This window comes from Sphingobacterium sp. LZ7M1, assembly GCF_024296865.1.
GTDB lineage: Bacteria > Bacteroidota > Bacteroidia > Sphingobacteriales > Sphingobacteriaceae > Sphingobacterium.
In genome coordinates this window covers 278,908-300,268 of sequence record NZ_CP101134.1, presented here as the reverse complement: position 1 = coordinate 300,268, position 21,361 = coordinate 278,908, and the positions used below count along the sequence as shown (strand labels likewise).

The 21,361-nt window shown below is 41.9% G+C and carries 14 protein-coding genes; 3 read left to right on the top strand and 11 right to left on the bottom strand.

Annotated elements, in window-relative coordinates; all coding sequences use genetic code 11:
• Positions 1–10: 10 nt before the first annotated feature.
• The 11 genes from NMK93_RS01275 to nagA form a co-directional block, all read right to left on the bottom strand.
• Entirely contained in the window at positions 11–826 is an 816-nt protein-coding gene (locus NMK93_RS01275; protein WP_185212984.1) for a purine-nucleoside phosphorylase, read from the bottom strand.
• Between the two features lie 68 nt (positions 827–894).
• Positions 895–2,406 (bottom strand): sodium:solute symporter, encoded by a 1,512-nt coding sequence (locus tag NMK93_RS01270; protein ID WP_185212983.1) that lies wholly within the window; start codon positions 2,404–2,406, stop codon positions 895–897.
• 15 nt (positions 2,407–2,421) lie between these two features.
• A complete protein-coding gene (gene murQ, locus NMK93_RS01265; protein WP_254526931.1) occupies positions 2,422–3,234 on the bottom strand; it encodes an N-acetylmuramic acid 6-phosphate etherase in 813 nt (270 codons plus the stop codon).
• An 85-nt stretch (positions 3,235–3,319) separates the two neighbouring features.
• On the bottom strand, positions 3,320–3,946 hold the full coding sequence (locus NMK93_RS01260) for a polysaccharide deacetylase family protein (RefSeq protein ID WP_237219452.1): 627 nt from the start codon (positions 3,944–3,946) through the stop codon (positions 3,320–3,322).
• Between the two features lie 53 nt (positions 3,947–3,999).
• The gene (locus NMK93_RS01255) at positions 4,000–5,787 is read right to left on the bottom strand and encodes a glycoside hydrolase family 9 protein (protein ID WP_254526598.1); all 1,788 of its coding nucleotides are present in this window, start codon (positions 5,785–5,787) and stop codon (positions 4,000–4,002) included.
• Positions 5,788–5,797: 10 nt separating this feature from the next.
• Entirely contained in the window at positions 5,798–7,627 is a 1,830-nt protein-coding gene (locus NMK93_RS01250) for a PQQ-binding-like beta-propeller repeat protein (RefSeq protein WP_254526599.1), read from the bottom strand.
• Between the two features lie 54 nt (positions 7,628–7,681).
• Positions 7,682–9,544 carry a RagB/SusD family nutrient uptake outer membrane protein gene (locus NMK93_RS01245; RefSeq protein WP_254526600.1) on the bottom strand — a complete coding sequence of 621 codons (1,863 nt, stop codon included), beginning with the start codon at positions 9,542–9,544 and terminating at the stop codon, positions 7,682–7,684.
• Between the two features lie 11 nt (positions 9,545–9,555).
• On the bottom strand, positions 9,556–13,026 hold the full coding sequence (locus NMK93_RS01240; protein WP_185215834.1) for a SusC/RagA family TonB-linked outer membrane protein: 3,471 nt from the start codon (positions 13,024–13,026) through the stop codon (positions 9,556–9,558).
• A 162-nt stretch (positions 13,027–13,188) separates the two neighbouring features.
• Positions 13,189–14,421, bottom strand: coding sequence for an exo-beta-N-acetylmuramidase NamZ domain-containing protein (locus NMK93_RS01235; RefSeq protein WP_254526601.1), 1,233 nt, complete (start codon positions 14,419–14,421; stop codon positions 13,189–13,191).
• Positions 14,422–14,774: 353 nt separating this feature from the next.
• On the bottom strand, positions 14,775–16,421 hold the full coding sequence (locus NMK93_RS01230; RefSeq protein ID WP_254526602.1) for a glycoside hydrolase family 10 protein: 1,647 nt from the start codon (positions 16,419–16,421) through the stop codon (positions 14,775–14,777).
• A gap of 72 nt (positions 16,422–16,493) precedes the next feature.
• Entirely contained in the window at positions 16,494–17,606 is a 1,113-nt protein-coding gene (nagA, locus tag NMK93_RS01225) for an N-acetylglucosamine-6-phosphate deacetylase (protein WP_254526603.1), read from the bottom strand.
• Between the two features lie 133 nt (positions 17,607–17,739).
• Between nagA and NMK93_RS01220 the strand changes: the two genes are divergently transcribed.
• The 3 genes from NMK93_RS01220 to recG all read left to right on the top strand — a co-directional run bounded on the left by NMK93_RS01220 (position 17,740) and on the right by recG (position 21,330).
• Positions 17,740–18,126, top strand: coding sequence for a RidA family protein (locus tag NMK93_RS01220; RefSeq protein WP_093101229.1), 387 nt, complete (start codon positions 17,740–17,742; stop codon positions 18,124–18,126).
• A gap of 237 nt (positions 18,127–18,363) precedes the next feature.
• Positions 18,364–19,113 carry an SDR family NAD(P)-dependent oxidoreductase gene (locus NMK93_RS01215; protein WP_185215830.1) on the top strand — a complete coding sequence of 250 codons (750 nt, stop codon included), beginning with the start codon at positions 18,364–18,366 and terminating at the stop codon, positions 19,111–19,113.
• A gap of 111 nt (positions 19,114–19,224) precedes the next feature.
• Complete coding sequence (gene recG, locus NMK93_RS01210; protein ID WP_185215829.1) at positions 19,225–21,330, top strand: ATP-dependent DNA helicase RecG; 2,106 nt, start codon at positions 19,225–19,227, stop codon at positions 21,328–21,330.
• Positions 21,331–21,361: the final 31 nt, after the last annotated feature.

Here is a 21,361-nt window from a genome sequence, read left to right as displayed (position 1 = left end):
AAAACCAAAATTATTGCAATGCGATCAATTCTTTTAAAATACTTGTCATTTTTGGTTCTGCCTTTGCGGCCACTTCCACTATTTCCTGAAGCGATACCGGTCTTAGATTCGGATGGAAACCTTCATCTGTCACTACGGAGATGGCAAAAACAGGTAATCCCATATGATTGGCAACGATCACTTCAGGAACCGTACTCATTCCGACGATATCTCCTCCGATAATACGCATGTAGCGGTATTCGGCACGGGTTTCAAGATTTGGTCCCGGAGCGGAGACATACACCACTTTATGGGTTCTGAAACCTAGATTATTGGCGATCTCCATGCCTTGTTCGATCATCTGGAAATTATAAGGCTGGCTCATGTCAGGGAAACGGGGCCCCAGGTCCTCATCGTTCGTTCCCCGTAATGGATTATCGGGAAGTAAGTTGATATGATCTTCAATAATACCGATATCACCTTTTCGGATATCAGGGTTCAAGGAACCTGAAGCATTGGATACGAATAATTTTTGGATCCCTAAGCCTTTCATCACGCGAACAGGGAAAGTGATTTCCTGCATGCTGTAACCTTCATAATAATGGAGTCTACCTTGCATGGCTACCACCTTACGCCCATTGAGGGTTCCAAAGATCAATTTTCCGGTATGGAATTCAACGGTAGAGATTGGGAAATTGGGAATATTGGAATACATCATCTGAAATTCCACTTCAATTTCCTCTACAAGTTTTCCAAGGCCTGTGCCTAAGATAATTCCGAATTCTGGGGTGAAATCGCCGATTTTACGACGGATAGATTGGATAGATTCTTCAATCATTTGATACATGTGTGCAAAAAAACTAGTTAATCAAACTTACTGTTATTTTTTTGCACACACAAATCAAAGGAATAGGCTTACTTTACAGCAGTCATGGGTTTTCTAACTTTTCCTGGAGAAGTTAACCATAACAAGATAAAGGTAGTTAAGCCATTATAAACGATCAGCTCGAAGCCGATTTTATATTCAGTCAGTGGTAATAGATAGGTCGTCAACAAGTACATCAATATCGGTGAAACGACACAGATGTAAGGCACAAGGTTATCTTTGACCCGCATCTTGGTCAAGATACCGAAAGAGAACAGGCCTAACAATGGACCGTAAGTGTATCCAGCAATCTTAAAGATGGCTGATACGACCGACTCATCGTTGATGACATGGAACAACAAAATAACCAATAACATAACGATCGAGAATGCAAAGTGCACATAGTTACGTTGTTTGACCAATTTTGGATCATTAGGGTTTTCCTTTTTATTGAAGTTCAAGAAATCCACACAATAAGAAGTGGTCAAGGCTGTCAATGCAGAATCTGTTGTTGCGAATGTCGCTGCTGTCAATCCCATCATAAAGATAATTCCCGGTACGATAGACAGGTGTCTCAAAGCGATTTCTGGATACAGATAATCCGATTTGCCCAGGTCAGCGATATTGATTCCGTTTGCATCAGCATAGAAATACAACAAAGCACCCACCGCTAGGAAGAATAGATTGATCACCACGAAGATACCTGTAAAGGTCATCATGTTGGTCTGTGCTTCCTTGATGGTTTTCATGCTCAGGTTTTTCTGCATTAAATCTTGGTCAAGACCTGTCATGGCAATGGTCACGAAGATACCGCCGATCACATGTTTCCAGATATTCCTAGGGTCGCCCAATAGGTTCTCCCAGATAAATACTTTGGAATAGGTGCTTTCCTTAACCTTTTCAAATGCCTCTGTAACGGTCCAGCCCAAGCCATCTGCCATAAAATAAATAGACAGGACAACGGCCAATAATAGGAAAGTCGTCTGTAAAGTATCGGTAATAATAATCGTTTTTAATCCGCCCTTATTGGTGTACAGCCAAATTAAAATAAGACAGACTGCCACAGTTAGGATGAATGGTACATTCCAAGCATCGAAAATATAGCGCTGCAATACGATGGCAACTAGGTACAATCTAAATGCAGATCCGATAGTCCTGGAGATCAAAAAGATCATAGCTCCGGCCTTGTAACTTTTGTGACCTAAACGTTCTTCCAAATAAGTATATATGGACGTTAGGTTCATGCGGTAATAAAGCGGAAGCAAGACATAGGCGATGATAATGAAGCCTATGGCATTCCCAAGGACAAACTGAAAATAACTGAAATTATTGGGGTCGCTCAGGCCTGCGGGCGTGTTGCCCACATCACCGGGAACTGAAATAAAGGTAACTCCCGATAGGGCGGTTCCGATCATACCGAAGGCAACCATGTACCATTTGGCATTTCTGTTCGCGACAAAGAACGTGGAGTTATCGGAGGAATTTCTGGATGTAAAATAAGCTACAGCCAAAAGAAGCCCAAAATAAACCACGATAAAAGTTAGCAGGATAATTGGTGACATAGGTAGATCTAAATTTTATTTATTAAGGTTAAAATTATCGATAGCCTTTCGAACATTTCCGAACTCTTCGATCAGTGCAGTTGCAGTCTCTTCGTCAGTTCCGGTTTCTGCCATCACCATACGAACCCCTCTTCCTACCAATTTATGATTAGAGAGCTGCATATCGATCATTTTATTTCCCTTAACTCTGCCTAATTGGATCATGACAGCAGTACTGATCATGTTTAACACCAATTTTTGAGCAGTTCCAGCTTTCATACGAGTAGAACCCGTAACGAATTCAGGGCCTACGATAACTTCAATAGGATATTTTGCACGGGCTGCAATCGGTGAGTTTCCATTACAAACCAAACATCCGGTTGCAATCCCTAACTCATTCGCTTTATCAAGTCCGCCAATAACGTAAGGAGTGGTTCCAGAAGCGGCGATACCAAGGACAAAGTCATTTTCATTGATCGCATATTCTTCTAAATCTTTCCAAGCTTGTTCAACATCATCTTCAGCAAACTCCACCGCTTTACGGATAGCCGTATCGCCACCAGCGATCAATCCGATCACCCAATCAAAGGGCACACCGTAAGTAGGCGGGCATTCAGATGCATCCAAGATACCCAAACGACCCGAAGTCCCTGCACCGATATAGAACAGACGCCCACCAGCCTTCATACGGTCAGCAACGACCTTCACTAAGGCATCAATTTGAGGAATAACCTTTTCAACTGCCAACGGCACTGTTTTATCTTCATTATTAATATTAGTCAGGATCTCAAGAACCGACATCTTATCTAGGTCTTGATAGTTGGAATCTTTCTCCGTTGTGTTGATCATAGCCTTCAGCATTTGCAATACATTCAATAACTTTTCGTAAATATGCGACTTTTTGCTAAAAAACGCAAAAACACGCATGTTAATTTTATATCTCGTCGAGTGGGACGAATTTATAATTTTTATTCTTCAATAAATCAATCAATCTTTCTAATTGATTAAATAATTTATCTTCTCTTTTAGGGTCAGTACCAAGATGGACAATAATTTGGAATCCATTGAGGCCCTTGCTCTCTTCATACTCAGCCAATTGTTTCAGAATCGCTTCAGTGGACAAATACCGCGCTCCCATTTCTGGATACGTGTAATCTGCCGCTGTTCTTAAACCTGGAGTAAAATTATACAGGTCCATGCCCAATTCCTTCGTCCAGGCTGCAATTTGCTTATTGTACCATTCATACGGAGCAACAAATTTGTCCATTTTCTTGATACCAATCGCATGAAGCTTATCCAGATTGGCCTGTAAATCGTTGACAAACTCCACTTTAGATAGCAAAAGGCTATCCCTGTTCTCCCAAGGTGCATACAACAGGTGCTGGTCAGAATGTGGACCAACATAATGTCCTTGACGATATAATTTGTTCAGCAACTTTGCGGATTTCTGATCTTCCAGAAATCTTCCTGTAACAAAGAAGCTCCCTTTCACTTTTTCTTTATCGAGTGTTTCTGCAACTGTTTGCAGTCCTTCCCTGAATTCATCGCCTGTAAAAATCAAGCTAACCTGCCTTTTACTGGTATCGCCCCTGATGATGGCGCCTTGAGAATCCGTTATTCTTTTTTTTTTGATTCACTCTCTTTTGCCGACAACAGATAGATCAACGAAGCTGTTCCATCCATGGTTGGCTCATTCGTGCTATAATCACCAAAATCATCATGGTAAACCACCAAATCACTTTGGAATGGAGCATACACATCCGGCTTGTACAATTGAATGCCGATCAGGTTATTATAGATCGCGGAATATACCGGTCCATCCACCAATCCCCCATCGATTGGGTAGTTGTGTAAATATGTAAACGACGAATGTGGCTCGGTTGGTGTATCACCATGTGCAGGTAATCCATAAACCATACTGGTCCCCCAAGGATTAACACCGAATAACCAATCTATATTAGCTTGTTCCAATTCTTGGAATTGCTTGTCCCCAGAAGCTTCACGATACCATAAGCATTGGATAGCAAATGAGGTTGTCAAATTGTTACTGCACCAAATAAAAGGAACTCCGCGATAGAACATGTTGTCCTTAGCACGAGCATTTACTTCCTCGATACCTTCCTTATAATAGCCTAGGGCTTCTTTCTTCACCTTGCCATCCACTGATTTTGCCAATTCAAAATGGCCGAGGTTAATGAAAGGATAATATTGATAGTGGTTTGCGGTATCCCTTACCATCCAAGGAGTTACTTTTTCCTGTCTGGCAAAGTCCATTGCTTTTTGGATATGTTCCTGGTTTTGGTTCAGGTTGAACATGGTGGCTTCAGCCAATTCCATATCGTCCACCCAGTTATCTTCAGCATAAATATAAGGTGATTTGACCGAAACAGTCTGGGTTACCCCTGGTTTGATATATGCGTATTGATAAGCCGTACCTGCCTTTTCCTTTAAGATTGAAGCATAATCAGCGTTCTGATCTTTAAGTAATTGATGACCCAAACCAAAGGCGCTCACAAATTTTGCAGCAGTGGAACTTGTCCCTGTGGTATTGTTCATGAATTTTCCTCTTTGCTGCGGATTACCATCGATAAAATATACCGGTCTTTCATGGCCTCTTCCATAAACTGAGTCTTGGCCCGGCAAGCGCATGGCAGTATGATCACGGTCATCTGCAATCTGGTTGAACATGATATTGGGTTTGGGATGCATTTTCACCAACCAATCTAATCCCCAGATAGCTTCATCCAAAACATCAGCAATTCCGTTTTTACCATCCAGTCCGTTTGCTTGTTTCTCATCGGTAAATACGGATGGAAAATCGCGATAAGCTGCCAATAAATGATAGGTAGCATTTGCCGATGTGGTGGCATACTGCAAATAATCAGAAGCATCATGCCATCCGCCCGCCACTTCTACACGAGTGCTATCAGGCATACCAACGGAACTGGCATACATGGTAAACCCATCATGAGTATGGCAAGAATCTTGAAGGAATGGATTAAATAGCGTCCTTTGCTGACGCATGTACCTCAAGGTAAAATCGGCGGTGCCTTTATAGACATCTGCATTGATCTTAAAACTTGGAGACTTTGTACCATCATCGGCCAGAAGGTAATATTCGCCCTTTTTGTTGAACTTACTGAAATCCAACCTGTAACCTAATTGGAAGGGTCCATATTGGCCAAATTGTTTACCTGTCTTGGCCGTAAAAACGGCTTTATTATTGTTTTTATCGATTAAACTAAATTTCTTGATCCCTTTATCTCCTTTAGTTACCCATACAGCAACTTTTTTATTATCAGGAAGATAGCCTAATTGGTTTATCCTGATCCAGGAATTCTCTTGTGAAAAGGCCTGAAAAGCACAAAGAAGGAAAATAAACAAGGAAAGTACTCTATTCATTATTCTCGGTTTAGTAGGTTAGCATTACGATTTTTCCGTCCATAGTACTGACAACAACTCTGTCTTTCAGCACGAGTGGCGGATTGATCATACCATTGGAAATCTTGTATTGCCAAGCTGTTTTTCCGGTTTTAGGTTCAACAGCAGACAATAATCCCTTGTCGCTAGGTACAAATATATATTTTGAATTGGTATAAATTGCAGTTGGAGCTAATTCATATGGTAATTTTATTTCGGCCTTCCAATTAACATCCATTTTATCGGCAGTAACCGGCACTCCGATCAATTCTCCGTCCATGGTCTTTGCCAGGACTAGCTTTCTATCTTTTGAAATACCCATCGACTCCCTTACACGGTATTCATCTTTCTTTTCACGCCAAATGGTTTGGCCTGTCTTTAGATCGATCGCTGTCATAAAGCGGTCCGGAGCGACGATGAAAACACGATTGTTTTCCACTACTGGATAACAGGCTGCCGCAGAAAACATCCTATTGGTATGGCCGTTGTCCCATTTCCAAACTAACTGACCTGTCTTTTGATCTAGCGCATAGAAACCGTTTTTCCAACTTCCAAAAATTACTTTATTATCAGCTAAGGTTGGCAAAGTCGAAACATAGCCTTGCACCTCATTAAAGCTCCAGATTAACTTTCCGGTTTTCACATCTATACAACGGAAGATTCCATCTGATGCGCCGATATAGGCTTTTCCATTTTTTACCACTGGCGAACCAAGCACTGCTTTATCAGCCTGCAGTTTCCAAAGTTCTTTTCCAGTTTTGGCATTTATGCCATAAATAAAATGGTCTGATGAACCGACCACTACCACTCCTTTATGTACTGCCGGGGTAGAATATACTTTTCCAGCAGTTTTGAAGGTCCATTGCTTCTTTCCTGTTTTCAGATCCAATGCATAAACCTCACCTACCGTATTGGCAGTGTACATCCATTTTTTATCGGCCGTAATACCGGCACCGATATCACCATGGTCTTCATATTCCCAAAGCACTTTCGCTTGGCTGTTTGCATTCAATGCGTAGTTTGGTCTTTTTACACCTTGAGCCACGTCTGGAGAGACAGGTTTAAGCGGCAGTTTCAGCCAATAATCTTCGGTAATAAAAAGAGGCCTTCTGACCTGGAAAAACACCGAATCGGAAGAAACCGTGATAATATTATATCCACCTACTGCATCCTTTGCACGCAGATTAGATCTGGCCATTACGCCAGGGATTCCCTCCCAATCATACAGTTTATTGATGTGGCCATGACCACATAGCGCCAATTGTACGTTTTTGGTTTTGATGCGATCAATATTTTCATACCAATTGTTCAATGAAGAATCCAAAGGGTAATGGTTAATGGCGATCAAGGGTTTTTGTTGATCAGGATGAGCCTTAAAGATCGAATCCATCCATACCAGGTTCTCCCTTGGAATTTGCCCCGGACTCATACGCATATTAGGCCCCGAAGTAGTTCCTATAAACTGAACGCCATTATGTTCGAAAAAGAAAGTTTCAGCACCAAAAACCTTACGGAAAGAGTTCGCACCACTTTCTGACCAGTTGCTGTCATGGTTTCCCGGAATGACATATAGTGGTAAGTTCAGACTATCCAAAATCTGTTTTGCCAAGGCCAGTTCCTCATCGGAACCAAACTCGGTGACATCCCCCGACAGGATCACGAAGTCAATGCCTTGCTGCTGATTTAAGTCCAGAACCGTCCTGCGTAAATCATCAGCTCCTGTAGCACCACCAACATGGGTATCGGTTACTTGAGCAAATTTGAAAGTCTGAGAAAATAGGTTTAATGGTAATAGGAACAGCAAAAATAATAGTCTTCTCATAGCTTAAATATAGAGCAAAAGGTCAATTGCTTGACCTTTTGCTTAAAATTTTCATTAATTCCAACCCGGTGTTTGGGTCAATGTATAACCTTGGTCTTGGTAAGCTTGGATCAGTCCAATACTTACTGGAGAAAGGTAGTTTTTAGGCAGGACAGGTAAACGGTTAGTGAAATTTCTAACCACATAGTATCCTTCCATTTCAGCATCATTGCTGCCATTGTAAGTTACGATGGTACCATCTGCTTTTTTAACCTGTAATCTTTTTACGAAAGCGCTTAAGATTTTTCCAGGGTTTTTCTTGTCGCCAAAATCTTTTACGCCGATAACCCATGAACCTAATTTATAGGTATCATTATTAAAGTTAAGGGTTTCCAATTTTTTCCAACGACGGATATCTTGGATACGAGCATATTCGAATACAAATTCCATACGACGCTCGCGACGGATTTCCCACATAAGTGGAGATACATCCGCATCTTTATTAGGATCTGCAGGAATAGCTCCAAGCATCAAAGGTTCTGTTTGTTTAACTCCTTTAGCTACCGCAACAGCATCCAATGGTCTCTTACGGATTGCATTGATGGATTTATCCAGGTCACCTTGAGTAACCGCAGCTCCACCATAGTTTTCTGCTAAGATCTGTTTTGCCTCTACCCAGTTTAATACCACCTCAGCGTAACGAGCTACAGGTGCATCATTGGTATTGGTATTTGAACTCCATTTCGCAGGATATGCTTTTCCAGAGTTCAAGAAATCTAAAGCCTCTCTACCAGCAAATTTATGGGCATAAACTAAAGTACCAACAGCAGGTGCATTTACCGTATCCATAAAAGTAGCTTCGAAACGAGGGTCACGAGTTTTTACCAATTCCTGTAACCTGAAGTTTTTAGCATTGGCTACTCCAGAGTTTTGGAAAGTCTTGCCATCGTTACAGATGAAAGCTTCGATCAGGTTTAAGTTTGCTGAACGTGGTTGGTTTTCAGTACCGTTGCTATAAGAAGCTACAGCATGTCTGATTGCCAATGCGTCGTCATAAGCTCTGAAGAAAATTACCTCAGGGTTTCCAGCTAAGCTTTCTGATGCAAACAAGCTCTTGAAATCGGATCCGAAAGAATACTTACCTGATTCCATTACGTATTGTGCCGCATCACGAGCCAGTTCCAAGTATTTCTTAGCCCTAGTTTTATCTAGGTTGTGGTAATGTTGCCAAGACCCTTCAAATAACATCATGTTGGACATCAACGTGGCTGCAACATATCTATTCAGATTGCTTACACCATCATTATCACGCATGTTTGCCAACACATATTTGAAGTCATCATACACATGGTCCATCACCTCAGCACGAGGTGTACGGTCTTTGTACTGTTCATCCATATTGGTCGGGTCAACGACATCGCCATAATAAGGAACATCACCAAAATTACTTACCAAACGGCTATATTCATAAGCTCTAAAGAAACGAGCAACTGATGACCAGTGCTTGTATTCATCTTCTGTCAACTTTGGTTTCGCAAAGTTTTCGATACGGTTCAACATTAAGTTGGCTTTTCTGATCCATGCGAAGTTCCAGTTTGGACCTGGGTGTTCAGCACGTAAAGATGCCACGGCCGTACTTGTAGAACCGCCGGAATTCGTAGGCAAGCTTGACAACAGGGCTAACTGTTGGTTTTCGGAAGTTAAATCATCGGAAAAGTTATATCCAGTTAACGGCGTATAAGCTGTCCCGAAGCTGGAGTTATAGCCAACAAAGAAGTTGGTATAAAAGTCATTTGCAAAAAGACGTAGGTCATTTTCATTTCTCCAGTAGGTAGACTCTGAGTCCACCATGGCGTTTAACTCAGGTCTATCTAGCAAGGTATTACAGCTGCTGAAGAACAGGGCTGAACCTAAAAATAAATATGATAATTTTTTCATTGTCGTAAGGATTAGAAGTTTAACTGTACACCGAATGAAGCAGATTTGAATGTTGGAGTACCAACCCCAGTTCTACCTGTGTTATAGTTACTTTCATTAAACATGGAGAATCCAGAAACTACCTCTGGGTCGATTGGCAAGCCATTGAGTTTATCCCAAGTAAAGAAGTTTTCTAAAGCCACATAAACACGTACATTGCTCAATTTAGCTGGAGCGATAAAGCTCTTAGGCAATACATATCCGAATGTGATGTTCTTAATTCTAGTGTAAGATAGATCCAATAAGTATTTAGACTGAATTTGCATGTTGTTGGCATCGTTGCTACCCGCATTGTTGAATGCCGCTGGGTAGAAAGCACCTGTGTTGTCCGGCGTCCAGTAATCATCTACGATTGCTGCTGGCATAGCACCGTCTGCTGTATTGAAACCAGCGATTGCCAATGCACCATTACCCCACATAGCACGTTGTCCAGTACCTTGGAAGAAGATAGAGAAATCGAATCCTTTGTAATCAGCGCCTAAACGTAAACCGTAGTTATAACGTGGAGTCGTGTTACCAATGATTCTTCTATCACCAGGGTTATCTACCGTACCATCACCGTTATCGATTTCACCATCACCGTTCAAATCCTTGAATTTCACATCACCAGGACCGAAGTTGAACGTATTGGTATTTTCTAAACGAGGTTGGTAAACCCCATTAGGATCTTTTAATTGGTAAGCTTTACCATCACCATTTGCAAAGTATTTGGTCATGTCCTCCGTTAAATTGATCAACTGAGGTTTTCCATCAGCGCCTAATACGAAGTCATCCATTTGGTAAAGTCTATCGGTTTCATATCCCCAGATATCTCCATATGCAGAACCATCATAGTAAGAACCTGTAGTTCTTTGGCTCGTAACATTATAGAATCTTGAGATTGCATCGTCAAAGTTTGCACGAACATTGATACCTAGACCGTTATTAAAGCGGTGGTTATAGTCAACAGCTACTTCGTAACCTTTTGTTTTTAAGGTACCGAAGTTTCCAAGAGGTGCAGCACCACCGGTAGTCCATGTTGTACCCTGCAATCCAACGAACATGTTGTTGGTATTACGAACATAGTAATCGAAAACCAAACCTAATCTGTTGTTTAAGAAACGAGCATCAACACCAAAGTCAATAGTTTCTAGATCTTCCCAAGAGATATCTCTTAAGCTGAATGTAGGCGTAGGTACACCATAGTATTTATTCTGACCACCGATCCACAAAGTCTCGTAAGGGAACATGTTTGGTGTATATAAACTTGCAGGAACGGCTTGGTTACCGATTATCCCGTATGAACCTCTAAATTTCAAGTGAGATAATGCTGGTTTAGCCCATTGCATGAAGTTTTCTTCTGAAGCCACCCATCCAGCAGAAGCTGATGTAAACCATCTCCAGATCAAATCATCCACGAATTTTGAAGATCCATCATAACGTGCATTCGCTTCCAAAAGGTATTTGTTTTTGAAGGCATAGTTTACACGACCGAAGAAACCTACCTGACTAGTCCAGAAAGTACCACCAGAACCTGTTACTGTACCTGAAGCAAGATCGAATTGCGGATTGCTTAAGTCAAGTAGGTTAGTTTTTTGAGTCCAGTTGTATTTACCATAATCAGACACCAAGTTTGAACCCACCATAAATTTGAATTCATGGCCGTTGTCAAGGTTTAGATTATAAGTAGAGAAAGCATTAAAAGTATGTTTATACTCATATGCTGCACGAGCGTATACGTGGTCAGGATTTGCTCCTGGGGCTGTATATTCATGTGTATTCAAGTCGTATGCTGCGATAGCTCCAGGAGAACCTGCAGGCACTACAGCACCTGTATTGTCCACATAAACCTGGTTACCATTGGCGTCCAAACGTTGAACCGGAGCGATCCAGCTGTTAGCTGCTGTAAAACGAGTACCCGGTCTAAACCAATCGTAGTCTTCATTGGTGAAGTTGTAATCCACATCTAATCTCCAGTTCTTGGTCATATTGACTGTTGCACCAGCATTCAAGTTGATGTAGTTACGTTTCATTGATGCTTCATTTGCATCTTCGTACTCCGACCAAGGGCTACGGATTTTGCTTCCGTTCTCATCCAATCCCATTGGATAAACTGATGACCAACGGTACATGTAGTACCAAGGGTCGGCAGTGGTAGAGTTGGTCGCATAAGGATATAGCTTTTGACGTTGGGAGAACATGGCTCCGGCACGCAAAGTCAAGTAATCACTTACATCTGTAGATACCCTTACTGCAGCATTTGCTCTTTTGAATTTATCAGAGTCACCAGCTTTCAACATCCCGCTTTGAGAGATGTGTCCAAAAGTGGCTGTATATTTAGTCCTACCTACAGAACCATTTATTGAAGCATTGTTGGTAATGGTTGGAGCCCATTCCCTTACCATGTAATCATAAGGATCATAGGTTCTCAAACCAATTTTACGAGAAGAATTGGTTGGGTCAACAATCCAGTCACGTCCGAAAACAGTAGGATCGTTTGGACCTAATGTAGTTCCATATTTGTCATCCCATTCCTTCGCCATTTCATAACCTTCTGGAGTTACATAGTAGAAAGCACCAGAGATGTTTGATCCAATACGCTCCATGGCATCTTTGGTATATTTCAACGCATTGATCCTACCCATTTCATATTGTTTGAAAGGGTTTTGGAACGAGAAGTTATTGGAATAGGAAATATCGATTTTTTCACCTTTAGCACCGGTTTTGGTCGTAATCAAGATTACACCGAATGCAGCTTTAGCACCGTAGATCGATGATGAAGCGGCATCTTTCAATACCGTAATGGATTCGATATCGTCAGGGTTCACATATTGGATACTTGGGATTTCCACGTTGTCCAATAAGATCAGAGGATCTCCTGAAGCCTGCAATGAAGCTACTGCACCACGGATTTTGATACGTGGATCAGAACCTACCTCACCCGATGGAACCGTCACGGTCAAACCAGGGGTTACCCCTTGGATACCACGACCCACATCTGCGATAGGACGACCTTCTAAGTTATCTTTTACACTGATTGTTGAAACGGCACCTGTTAAGTTACCTTTCTTTTGAGTACCATAACCCACGACAACCACCTCATCCAACAGGTCGCTGGAAGATTGAAGCGTTACGTTCATGGTATTACCAGCTACGGTAACCTCTTTGGATTCGTATCCAACATAGGAGAACCTTAAAGTCGAACCTACAGCGGCCGAAATTGAGAATTTACCTGATTCATCCGTAGAGGCTTTCACAGAGGAGCCTACTACCGAAACAGTAACACCAGCTAAGGGACCGTCCGGACCACTTACCGTACCTGTTACGGTATTTTGCAGCACCGATGAAGCATTTGTCCAGCTAGCATGGTTTCCAAGTGCAACAACACCTTTGTTTGCCTCAAAAGACGCATAAGTCGGCATTGTTAAACCCAGAGCGAGAGAAAAGAGTATAAGTCTTCGCATTGCTTTAAGATTAATAATTTATAATTTTTGTTATCATAATTCGGTTTATTCCCATCTAACTGAAACAACCGAGTTTGTTTGCGTGATAAAATGTTTTTCCAGCATCAAATGTCCCATTATGCGAATAGGCTCAATTAAATTGAGCCCTCACATGCTTGTTTTTCATTTGAAGTCTGGGTAGATCAAATATTTTGTTCTCATTTTCTTGTATTCATCCAATTCAGGTTTCCAGCTGGCACGGATTTCATCTTCTGTCTTTCCAGCAATGATTTGCTTTCTAAGCTCATCCGTTCCGGCTAGCTTGTCGAAGAATTCTGCTCGCACAAAAAACTTAGACTTGTCTGGCATTTTATTATAGAAATCGAGTATGTATTTTAAGGTAAATTTCTGTTTGTCGGCATCTAGACCTCTTAAATCTAGACCGTAATTGGTCGCTCCTTTTCCTTCTACGTGTTTAGCCATACCTGCTTTTTCACCTGGAGTAAAGGTAAAGTCTCCATAAACAGGGTCGGTAAAACCAACCACTTGGAAAGGCCAGTCTGTACCACGGCCTACGGAAATATCAGTTCCTTCAAACAGACATAATGAAGAATAAAGGCGAACTGATAAATGGTTTGGCAAACTTGGGGAAGGGATAACTGGAAGGTCGTACATGCTATCATGCGTATATCCTTGAACCGGAACCACAGTCAACTTGCATTGACGTCCATTTTCTAACCACTTCTCGCCATTGATCATCTTTGCCAATTCTCCAACGGTCAAGCCGTGGACCATGGCAATTTTATGATAAGAAACGTTGGATTTGAATTTGTCGTCCTTACGAACAGGACCATCAACCTGATCACCACATGGATTAGGTCTATCCAGTACAATCAGTTCTTTGTTGTGCTTTGCACAAAGCTCCATGACACGGTGCAAGGAGGTTATGTAAGTATAGAATCGAGCACCAACATCTTGCAGATCGAAAATCATGACATCAACCGACTGAACGATTGAATCTTGTTTTTCATTTCCACCATATAGGGTAAATAATGGAAGACCAGTTTTAGCATCAACATCATTGCTGACTTTCTCGCCTCTTTCGATGTCACCTCGGAATCCATGCTCAGGTGCGAATCCAAATTTAAGGTCTACTTTCTCCCTTAACAGCACATCTACCAAATGTTCCTTTTGCGGACCTACAACAGAGGTCTGGTTACCCATCAAACCGACTTTCTTACCTTTCAACAAAGGCAAGTAAGCAGTAAGCTGATCAGCAGCAGGCACAATGGTTTCTTGTTTTACAGTTTCAACTACAGGCTGTGAAGCATTTGAAGAGCTATTCTTCTTTGTTGAACCACAAGCACTTGTCAATAATAAACCAAGAACGGCAGAATATAAGAGTAAGTTTCCCATTAATTAAGATTCGGTAAATCAGTTTCGCAATAAAAACTGGATAAAATTAAGACAAATACCGCACAATAAAGCAAATGAAACAGCAAAATCTGTCATATTCCGCAAAATAAAACGCAAAACACGCATGAATCAGAAAATGGAGATGTAAAAATCTGCATGATTAATTGAATGGAATCCTTGAAATTTAGCAGATTAAAGCATTTAGCTCCGCAACCGATTGCATCAGGAAGTGTAAATACTACACATATAAGTAACATTTGCGTGACACTATCGTTACAGTAAATATTTGTAAAATAAAAAAGCGGGAAAGAACGTTCTTTCCCGCTTTTTTATAAAATATTTTTGTTTAAATACTATTCTATAGCTTCACCAGCATAGTCGCCTTCATTGCCTAAACGGTCAATAGGCTTTACAGCAACGGCGTTTAATTTATGACCGTCTTTGCTCTTCGGCAAGCTCAATTCGGATTGAGGACCATCTAGGATCTGAATATCCCAAGTGTCTCCATAGCGCGCATAGGTCACCCATTTAAATACTTGCTCAGGTTGTTTGTGAAGCCATTTCACAAATACACTGCTCGGTTGATTGGTCAACAGCAAAGTTGGCTTCAAGATCGGATTGGCTGACAACCATGGGGACGCAGGAACCAAAGCCTTCTGCGAATATGGTCCATCGTGCAATGCTTTTAACAACATTGGGTTTTTGGTCAAACCGGCAATACTCCAATGTACTGCGCCTACGCTATTCGGAATTACTTCACGAGTAACCGCAATCTGGCGCTTGATCTCATCCGCTCTGTTGGCAGCTCTAACTTCTACCGTATTCAGACCAGGCCACAAGTGGCGATTATGTTTGTTTTCAGATTGCCACCATTTCAGCAAGCTGGTAAAGCTTTGTCTAGGCGGATCAATTGGCCAATATAATTGAGGCGTGAAATAGTCAATCCAGCCTTCATTCAACCATAATTTAGCGTCGGCATAGAGTTCATCATATTGGGAAGAACCAGTAACCCCAGAAGGATAACCTGGTTTCCAAATACCAAAAGGACTCAAACCAAACTTAACGGAAGGTTTTTCTTTCTTAATCTCTGTATAAATACGCTTGATGAATTTATTGACATTATCTCTTCTCCAATCCGGGCGGGTTAGGTTGCCTCCTGCCTTTTTATAGGCGAACCAGGTTTTGTCGTCAGGGAAATCTGCACCACCATTATAGGTTGCATATGGGTAGAAATAGTCATCAAAGTGTACTCCGTCGATGTCATAACGTTTCACAATATCCATGACCACCGAAGCGGCATGGTTTTGCGTTTCTTGACTAGCTGGATCAAACCAGTACATTCCATTTCTAAGTCTCACCACATTCTCTGGCGATTTGCGCACTAGCGACTCGCTGGTCACCTGGCCTCCATTGCTGTGGTGAGCACGGTAAGGATTTAACCAAACATGCAGTTCCAACCCTCTTTTATGGGCTTCCTCGACCCAAAATTCCAATGGATCGTAATATGGACTTGGAGCTTTTCCGATAGTTCCGGTCAAGAAATAAGACCAAGGTTCTAAGCTGGATTTATACAAGGCATCAGCAGAAGGCCTTACTTGAAAGATAACCGCGTTGAAATTGTTGTTTTTCAACATATCCAATAGGTTAATGGCCTCTTGCTTTTGTTGTTCTGTCGATAGGTTGTTTTTGCTGGGCCAGTTGATATTGGCTACTGTGGCTACCCATGCTGCTCTAAATTCGCGGGGAACATTTGGTAGATTCGCTTTAAATACGGGCTTTTCTACAGGCTTCTTTTCAGCCACTTTTTCGCCTACAGGTTTCGTGGTAACCGGTTTTTCAACAGGTTTATCATCTGTTTTTGGAGCTTCCGTTGAAGTTTCCTGAGTAACCGTAGCGGTTGGCTGTTGCAATACTTTTCCTTGCCTTCTCTTCGACCCACAGGATAAAACTATCACCATCATCAGCACAAAAAGACAAAGACTTAAGATTTTTCTCATCATAAATTCATTCTTAACCCACAAAATTAAGACTTTTATGGGCTATCCTACTAATTGTAACCTATTCTTTATATGTTAAATAATTCTTTCTCCTTGAAAAACAACCTGTTGAACCCGGAAATCTTGATCAAAAACTAACACATTCGCTATAGATCCGGAGTTTAAGTTGCCAAGGTCATGTCTTCCGAAAAGTCTTGCAGGGTACAATGTGGCCATGCGAAGGCTTTCTTCTAAACTGATTCCCACCTTTTTGACACAGTTTTCAACGGCCTTCAACATAGTCAAGGCAGACCCTGAAAGCGTACCGTCCGGCATGGTATAATGATCTTGATTGAAAACATGTTGATAAATCCCTTTGTCACATTTTGCAACCGCATCGGTGATAAGGAACAAACGGTCTCCCATTAATTCCTTAGAGATTTTGACTGTCTCAAAGTCTGAGTGGATTCCATCCACGATAATCGAAGCGCAGACCTCATCATGGTTAAATGCTGCTCCCGGCAAACCAACATCACGATGATGGAGCGGGGACATGGCATTCCACAGATGGGTCACAGCAGGAACTCCGTTATCAAAGGCATGCGTCGCTTCCTTATAAGTTGCTGCACTATGCCCTGCAGTTACCAATACTCCCTTGTCGTTCAGGTAGTCGATACACTCTTGATCGGTCAGTTCAGGGGCAATAGTCATCATTTTGACTATATGCTCCTTACCCTCAACGACAGACCCTAATAACTCCAAGCTTGCTTTCTGGATCAATTCAGCTGGATGAGCTCCTCGCTTTGCCGCATTTAGGAATGGCCCTTCCAGGTGTAGGCCTAAAGCAACTTTCGGTTTTGCCTCCTCAAAAACTGCAATAGCTTGGTTGAATAGCTCCAAGGTATTGGTTGCCAAAGTAAGCACAAAGGAAGTACAGCCTTGTTTCAATAGATTTTGTTCAATCCTATGGATGGAATCTACGGTCAACTCCGCTGAAAACAGGTCTTCACCTGTCCCGTAGATCTGCAAATCAATTAACCCGGGGCATATATTGGCACCTTTCACATCCAGTATCTCAAAACCTTCTGGCAGTTCATCTTGAGGAACAATACCAGCAATTCGGTCTGAATCGATTAAAAGTGCATGTTGTTCAAATATTTGGTATTCGGTAAAAATCCTACCATTGATGAGGGCAAGTTTATGTTTCATCCTGCAAGTTACTTATTGTTGGCTTTTGTTGAAAATCCAAGTGCCTAATCGTATATTAGACCAGCGAAATGAGATTCCAACCCTATATCAGAACCTCATTTTTTAAGAATTATTATCAAAGAACAATAAAATCATGGCACAAAAAGAAATTCTGAATACGGATAAGGCCCCAGCAGCAATTGGCCCCTACAACCAAGCGATAAAAGCAGATAAAACCCTTTATGTTTCAGGGCAGATCCCATTGATTCCGGAAAGCATGGAATTGATCACTACCGGAGTCGCAGACGAAGCTCACCAGGTATTGAAAAATGTAGGAGCAATCTTGAAAAATGCTGGCTATGACTATTCAGATGTGGTTAAGACATCGATCTTCCTAAGCAGTATGGACTATTTTGCAACCGTTAATGAGGTCTATGCCGAATATTTCAAAGAAAACCAACCAGCAAGGGAATGTGTTGCAGTAAAGACCTTACCTAAAGAGGTTAATGTGGAAATCTCTGTTATTGCCTGGAAAGGATAATCAACAACAAGAAACTTATTTCAATATAATGCCAACAATAATTAATTGTTGGCATTTTTTGTGGTTCTACCCTCCCTATTACTACAAATTCGCCATCAAGAAAAACAGTATTGCTTTTCAACTGTTACTCACCCATACCTATAATTCGGAAAAACAACCATTTATTTTAAGAAGGTAACCTAGGTCACTTTTTTAATGAAAGAAGCTTAAGATATTTATTCACATAAAAACACTACTATGAGATTAACAGGTAAAGTAGCCATTATTACGGGAGCAGCATCTGGCATGGGCGAATCCATGACCTATTTGTTTGCAAACGAGGGCGCGAAAGTGGTAGCAACAGATATTCAGATTGATAAATTGAATGCCATAGTCGAGAAACTTCAGGCTCAAGGCTTTGATGCCGTAGCAGTAAAACATGATGTTTCAAACAGAGAAACTTGGTTCAACGATGTCATTCCTGCAGCACTGAATAATTTTGGAAAAGTAGATATATTGATCAACAACGCAGGGATCTCGGTTCCAACCCCTTTTGAGGAACAAGATGAAGCCCTTTGGAAAAAGACCTATGATATCAATATCAACAGTGTGATGTTGGGCATGCAGGCCGTCCTTCCACATATGAAGGAAAATGGCGGTAGTATCGTGAATATTTCTTCGATTGCAGCCTTGACCGGAATGTCTGGCCCAGGATCATACACCGCCTCAAAGGGTGGAGTTTCTGCGATTACCCGAGCAGCAGCCGTAGATTTTGGGAAATTGAAAATACGCGTCAATGCAATCAATCCCGGGTATATCATGACCCCAATGGCTGAAGCACACCTCAACAACCCTCAGTACAGACCCCATTTCATGTCTATTATCCCGATGAAGGATTATGGAACCGCAGAGGATATCGCCTTAGCCGCCTTGTTTTTAGCCTCAGATGATGCCCGGTACATCACTGGAATCAACCTGGCAGTGGATGGTGGTACCACCATAATTTAACCCTAAATCTATCTATATAAAACAGTGAAAAGCTCCTCGATTCTGAGGAGCTTTTGTTGTTATCGGAGCTTGAGTTGAAAGTTTTTATTATTTTAGTGGGATTATCATCCCATGGCAGATTTATCGTTAATAACTCCCATAGAATATCTCAAAGGTGTAGGACCGCAGAAAGCGGATGTCCTCAAGAAAGAGCTTCAGATCTTCACGATTGGAGACCTTTTGCAGGATTATCCTTTTCGATATATCGACCGCACCAAATTCCATAAGATCCGCGAGCTCCACCCTGACATGGTTGGTGCCCAAGTTCTGGGGAGATTGATGAGCCTGCAGGAAGTTGGCGAAAAACGGGGAAGGCGACTGGTCGGCCAATTCAAGGATGATACCGGAATGATGGAATTGGTCTGGTTTCAAAGCATTTCTTGGTTAAGAAAAGGACTTAAGGTCGGTGCTGCCTATATTATCTACGGGAAACCGACAGAATTCAACGGTGCAATTTCCATTACCCATCCAGAGATGGAGCTCTACCAACAACAGGGCAAAAAGGTTGGAAATATGACCATGCAACCGGTCTATTCTTCCACTGAAAAACTTAAGAAGTTCAACCTGGATTCCAAAGGCATCCAAAAGCTACAACAAACGGCCTTAGAAACCACCTTAAGAACGGTTGCTGAAACATTGCCAAACTACATTCTGGATAAATACAAGCTCTTACCCCTTCAACAGGCTCTGCTGAGCATTCACTTTCCGCAAAACGAACAGTTGATGAAAGCGGCAATAAATAGGTTGAAGTTTGAAGAACTCTTCTTTATTCAACTTCGCCTATTGAAAAATAAACAGTTGAACACCCAACGATACAAGGGACATCAATTCAACAAAGTTGGCGACAAGTTCAATACATTCTTCAATGAGAGGTTGCCTTTCCCACTTACCAATGCCCAAAAAAGAGTGGTAAAGGAAATTCGAATAGATTGTAATACGGGCGCCCAGATGAATCGATTGGTGCAAGGGGATGTCGGCTCAGGGAAGACCGTAGTGGCGTTGATGAGCATGCTCTTGGCTATCGACAATGGCTACCAAGCCTGTATGATGGCCCCAACGGAAATCCTTGCAACCCAACACTACAATGGCTTAAAGGAATTATTGGGAGATGACATCTGTACCGTCAAGCTCTTGACAGGTTCAACACCTGCAAAGGCAAGAAGGATCATCCATCAGGAATTGGAAGATGGAACACTCGATATCCTGATCGGGACGCATGCCCTGATTGAGGATAAGGTAAAGTTCAAGAATATTGGATTTGTGGTAATCGACGAACAGCATCGATTTGGAGTAGAACAAAGGGCAAAACTATGGCGTAAAAACCTGATTCCTCCACATATGTTGGTGATGACTGCAACGCCTATCCCAAGGACCTTGGCGATGACCATGTATGGAGACCTTGACATTTCCATTATCGATGAGTTACCAGCTGGAAGAAAGCCAATCAAAACCGTTCACTTTTTCGAAAACCAACGCTTACGCGTATTTGGTTTCATGCGCGATGAAATCGCAAAAGGTCGCCAAGTCTACATCGTATATCCGTTGATCAAGGAGAGTGAAAAGATGGACCTTCTATACCTAGAGGCCGGACTTGAAGGCTTGATGCGAGAATTTCCATTGCCTGAATTCCGGATCAGTATTGTTCACGGCAAGATGCCGGTAAAGGACAAAGACTTCGAAATGCAGCGTTTTATAAAGGGTGAAACCCAGATCATGGTGGCAACAACCGTAATTGAAGTTGGAGTAAATGTACCGAATGCATCCGTGATGGTCATTGAAAACTCGGAACGCTTTGGCCTTTCCCAACTGCATCAGCTCCGTGGCCGGGTAGGACGTGGAGCCGAACAATCCTTCTGTATCCTAATGTCAAGCAATAAACTGAGCAAAGAGGGCAGGACCCGTTTGGAAACCATGGTACGGACCAATGACGGCTTTGAAATCGCAGAGGTGGATCTACAACTCCGTGGCCCTGGGGACCTTTCTGGCACGCAGCAATCTGGTGTTTTGGAAATGAAAATCGCTGATCTTGCTAAAGATCAAGCCATCCTATCTGAAGCTAGGCAATTGGTCATCCAGATCTTTAATGAGGACCCAAACCTGCAAGAAGAACGCAATCAACTCTTAGCCCAGTATTTAAGCAAAAGCTCCCCTGCTATTTCATGGGACAAAATCTCGTAAAAACCGTAACTTTGTAAACTTGTTTCTACTT

Bases quoted from the DNA above. Each gene is read 5' to 3' on its own strand.
- NMK93_RS01250 (WP_254526599.1), bottom strand. From the start codon at position 7,627: ATGAGAAGACTATTATTTTTGCTGTTCCTATTACCATTAAACCTATTT.
- NMK93_RS01240 (WP_185215834.1), bottom strand. From the start codon at position 13,026: ATGCGAAGACTTATACTCTTTTCTCTCGCTCTGGGTTTAACAATGCCG.
- recG (WP_185215829.1), top strand. From the start codon at position 19,225: ATGGCAGATTTATCGTTAATAACTCCCATAGAATATCTCAAAGGTGTA.
- NMK93_RS01270 (WP_185212983.1), bottom strand. From the start codon at position 2,406: ATGTCACCAATTATCCTGCTAACTTTTATCGTGGTTTATTTTGGGCTT.
- NMK93_RS01220 (WP_093101229.1), top strand. From the start codon at position 17,740: ATGGCACAAAAAGAAATTCTGAATACGGATAAGGCCCCAGCAGCAATT.
- murQ (WP_254526931.1), bottom strand. From the start codon at position 3,234: ATGATCAACACAACGGAGAAAGATTCCAACTATCAAGACCTAGATAAG.
- NMK93_RS01255 (WP_254526598.1), bottom strand. From the start codon at position 5,787: ATGAATAGAGTACTTTCCTTGTTTATTTTCCTTCTTTGTGCTTTTCAG.
- NMK93_RS01245 (WP_254526600.1), bottom strand. From the start codon at position 9,544: ATGAAAAAATTATCATATTTATTTTTAGGTTCAGCCCTGTTCTTCAGC.
- NMK93_RS01230 (WP_254526602.1), bottom strand. From the start codon at position 16,421: ATGATGAGAAAAATCTTAAGTCTTTGTCTTTTTGTGCTGATGATGGTG.
- NMK93_RS01275 (WP_185212984.1), bottom strand. From the start codon at position 826: ATGTATCAAATGATTGAAGAATCTATCCAATCTATCCGTCGTAAAATC.
- nagA (WP_254526603.1), bottom strand. From the start codon at position 17,606: ATGAAACATAAACTTGCCCTCATCAATGGTAGGATTTTTACCGAATAC.
- NMK93_RS01235 (WP_254526601.1), bottom strand. From the start codon at position 14,421: ATGGGAAACTTACTCTTATATTCTGCCGTTCTTGGTTTATTATTGACA.
- NMK93_RS01215 (WP_185215830.1), top strand. From the start codon at position 18,364: ATGAGATTAACAGGTAAAGTAGCCATTATTACGGGAGCAGCATCTGGC.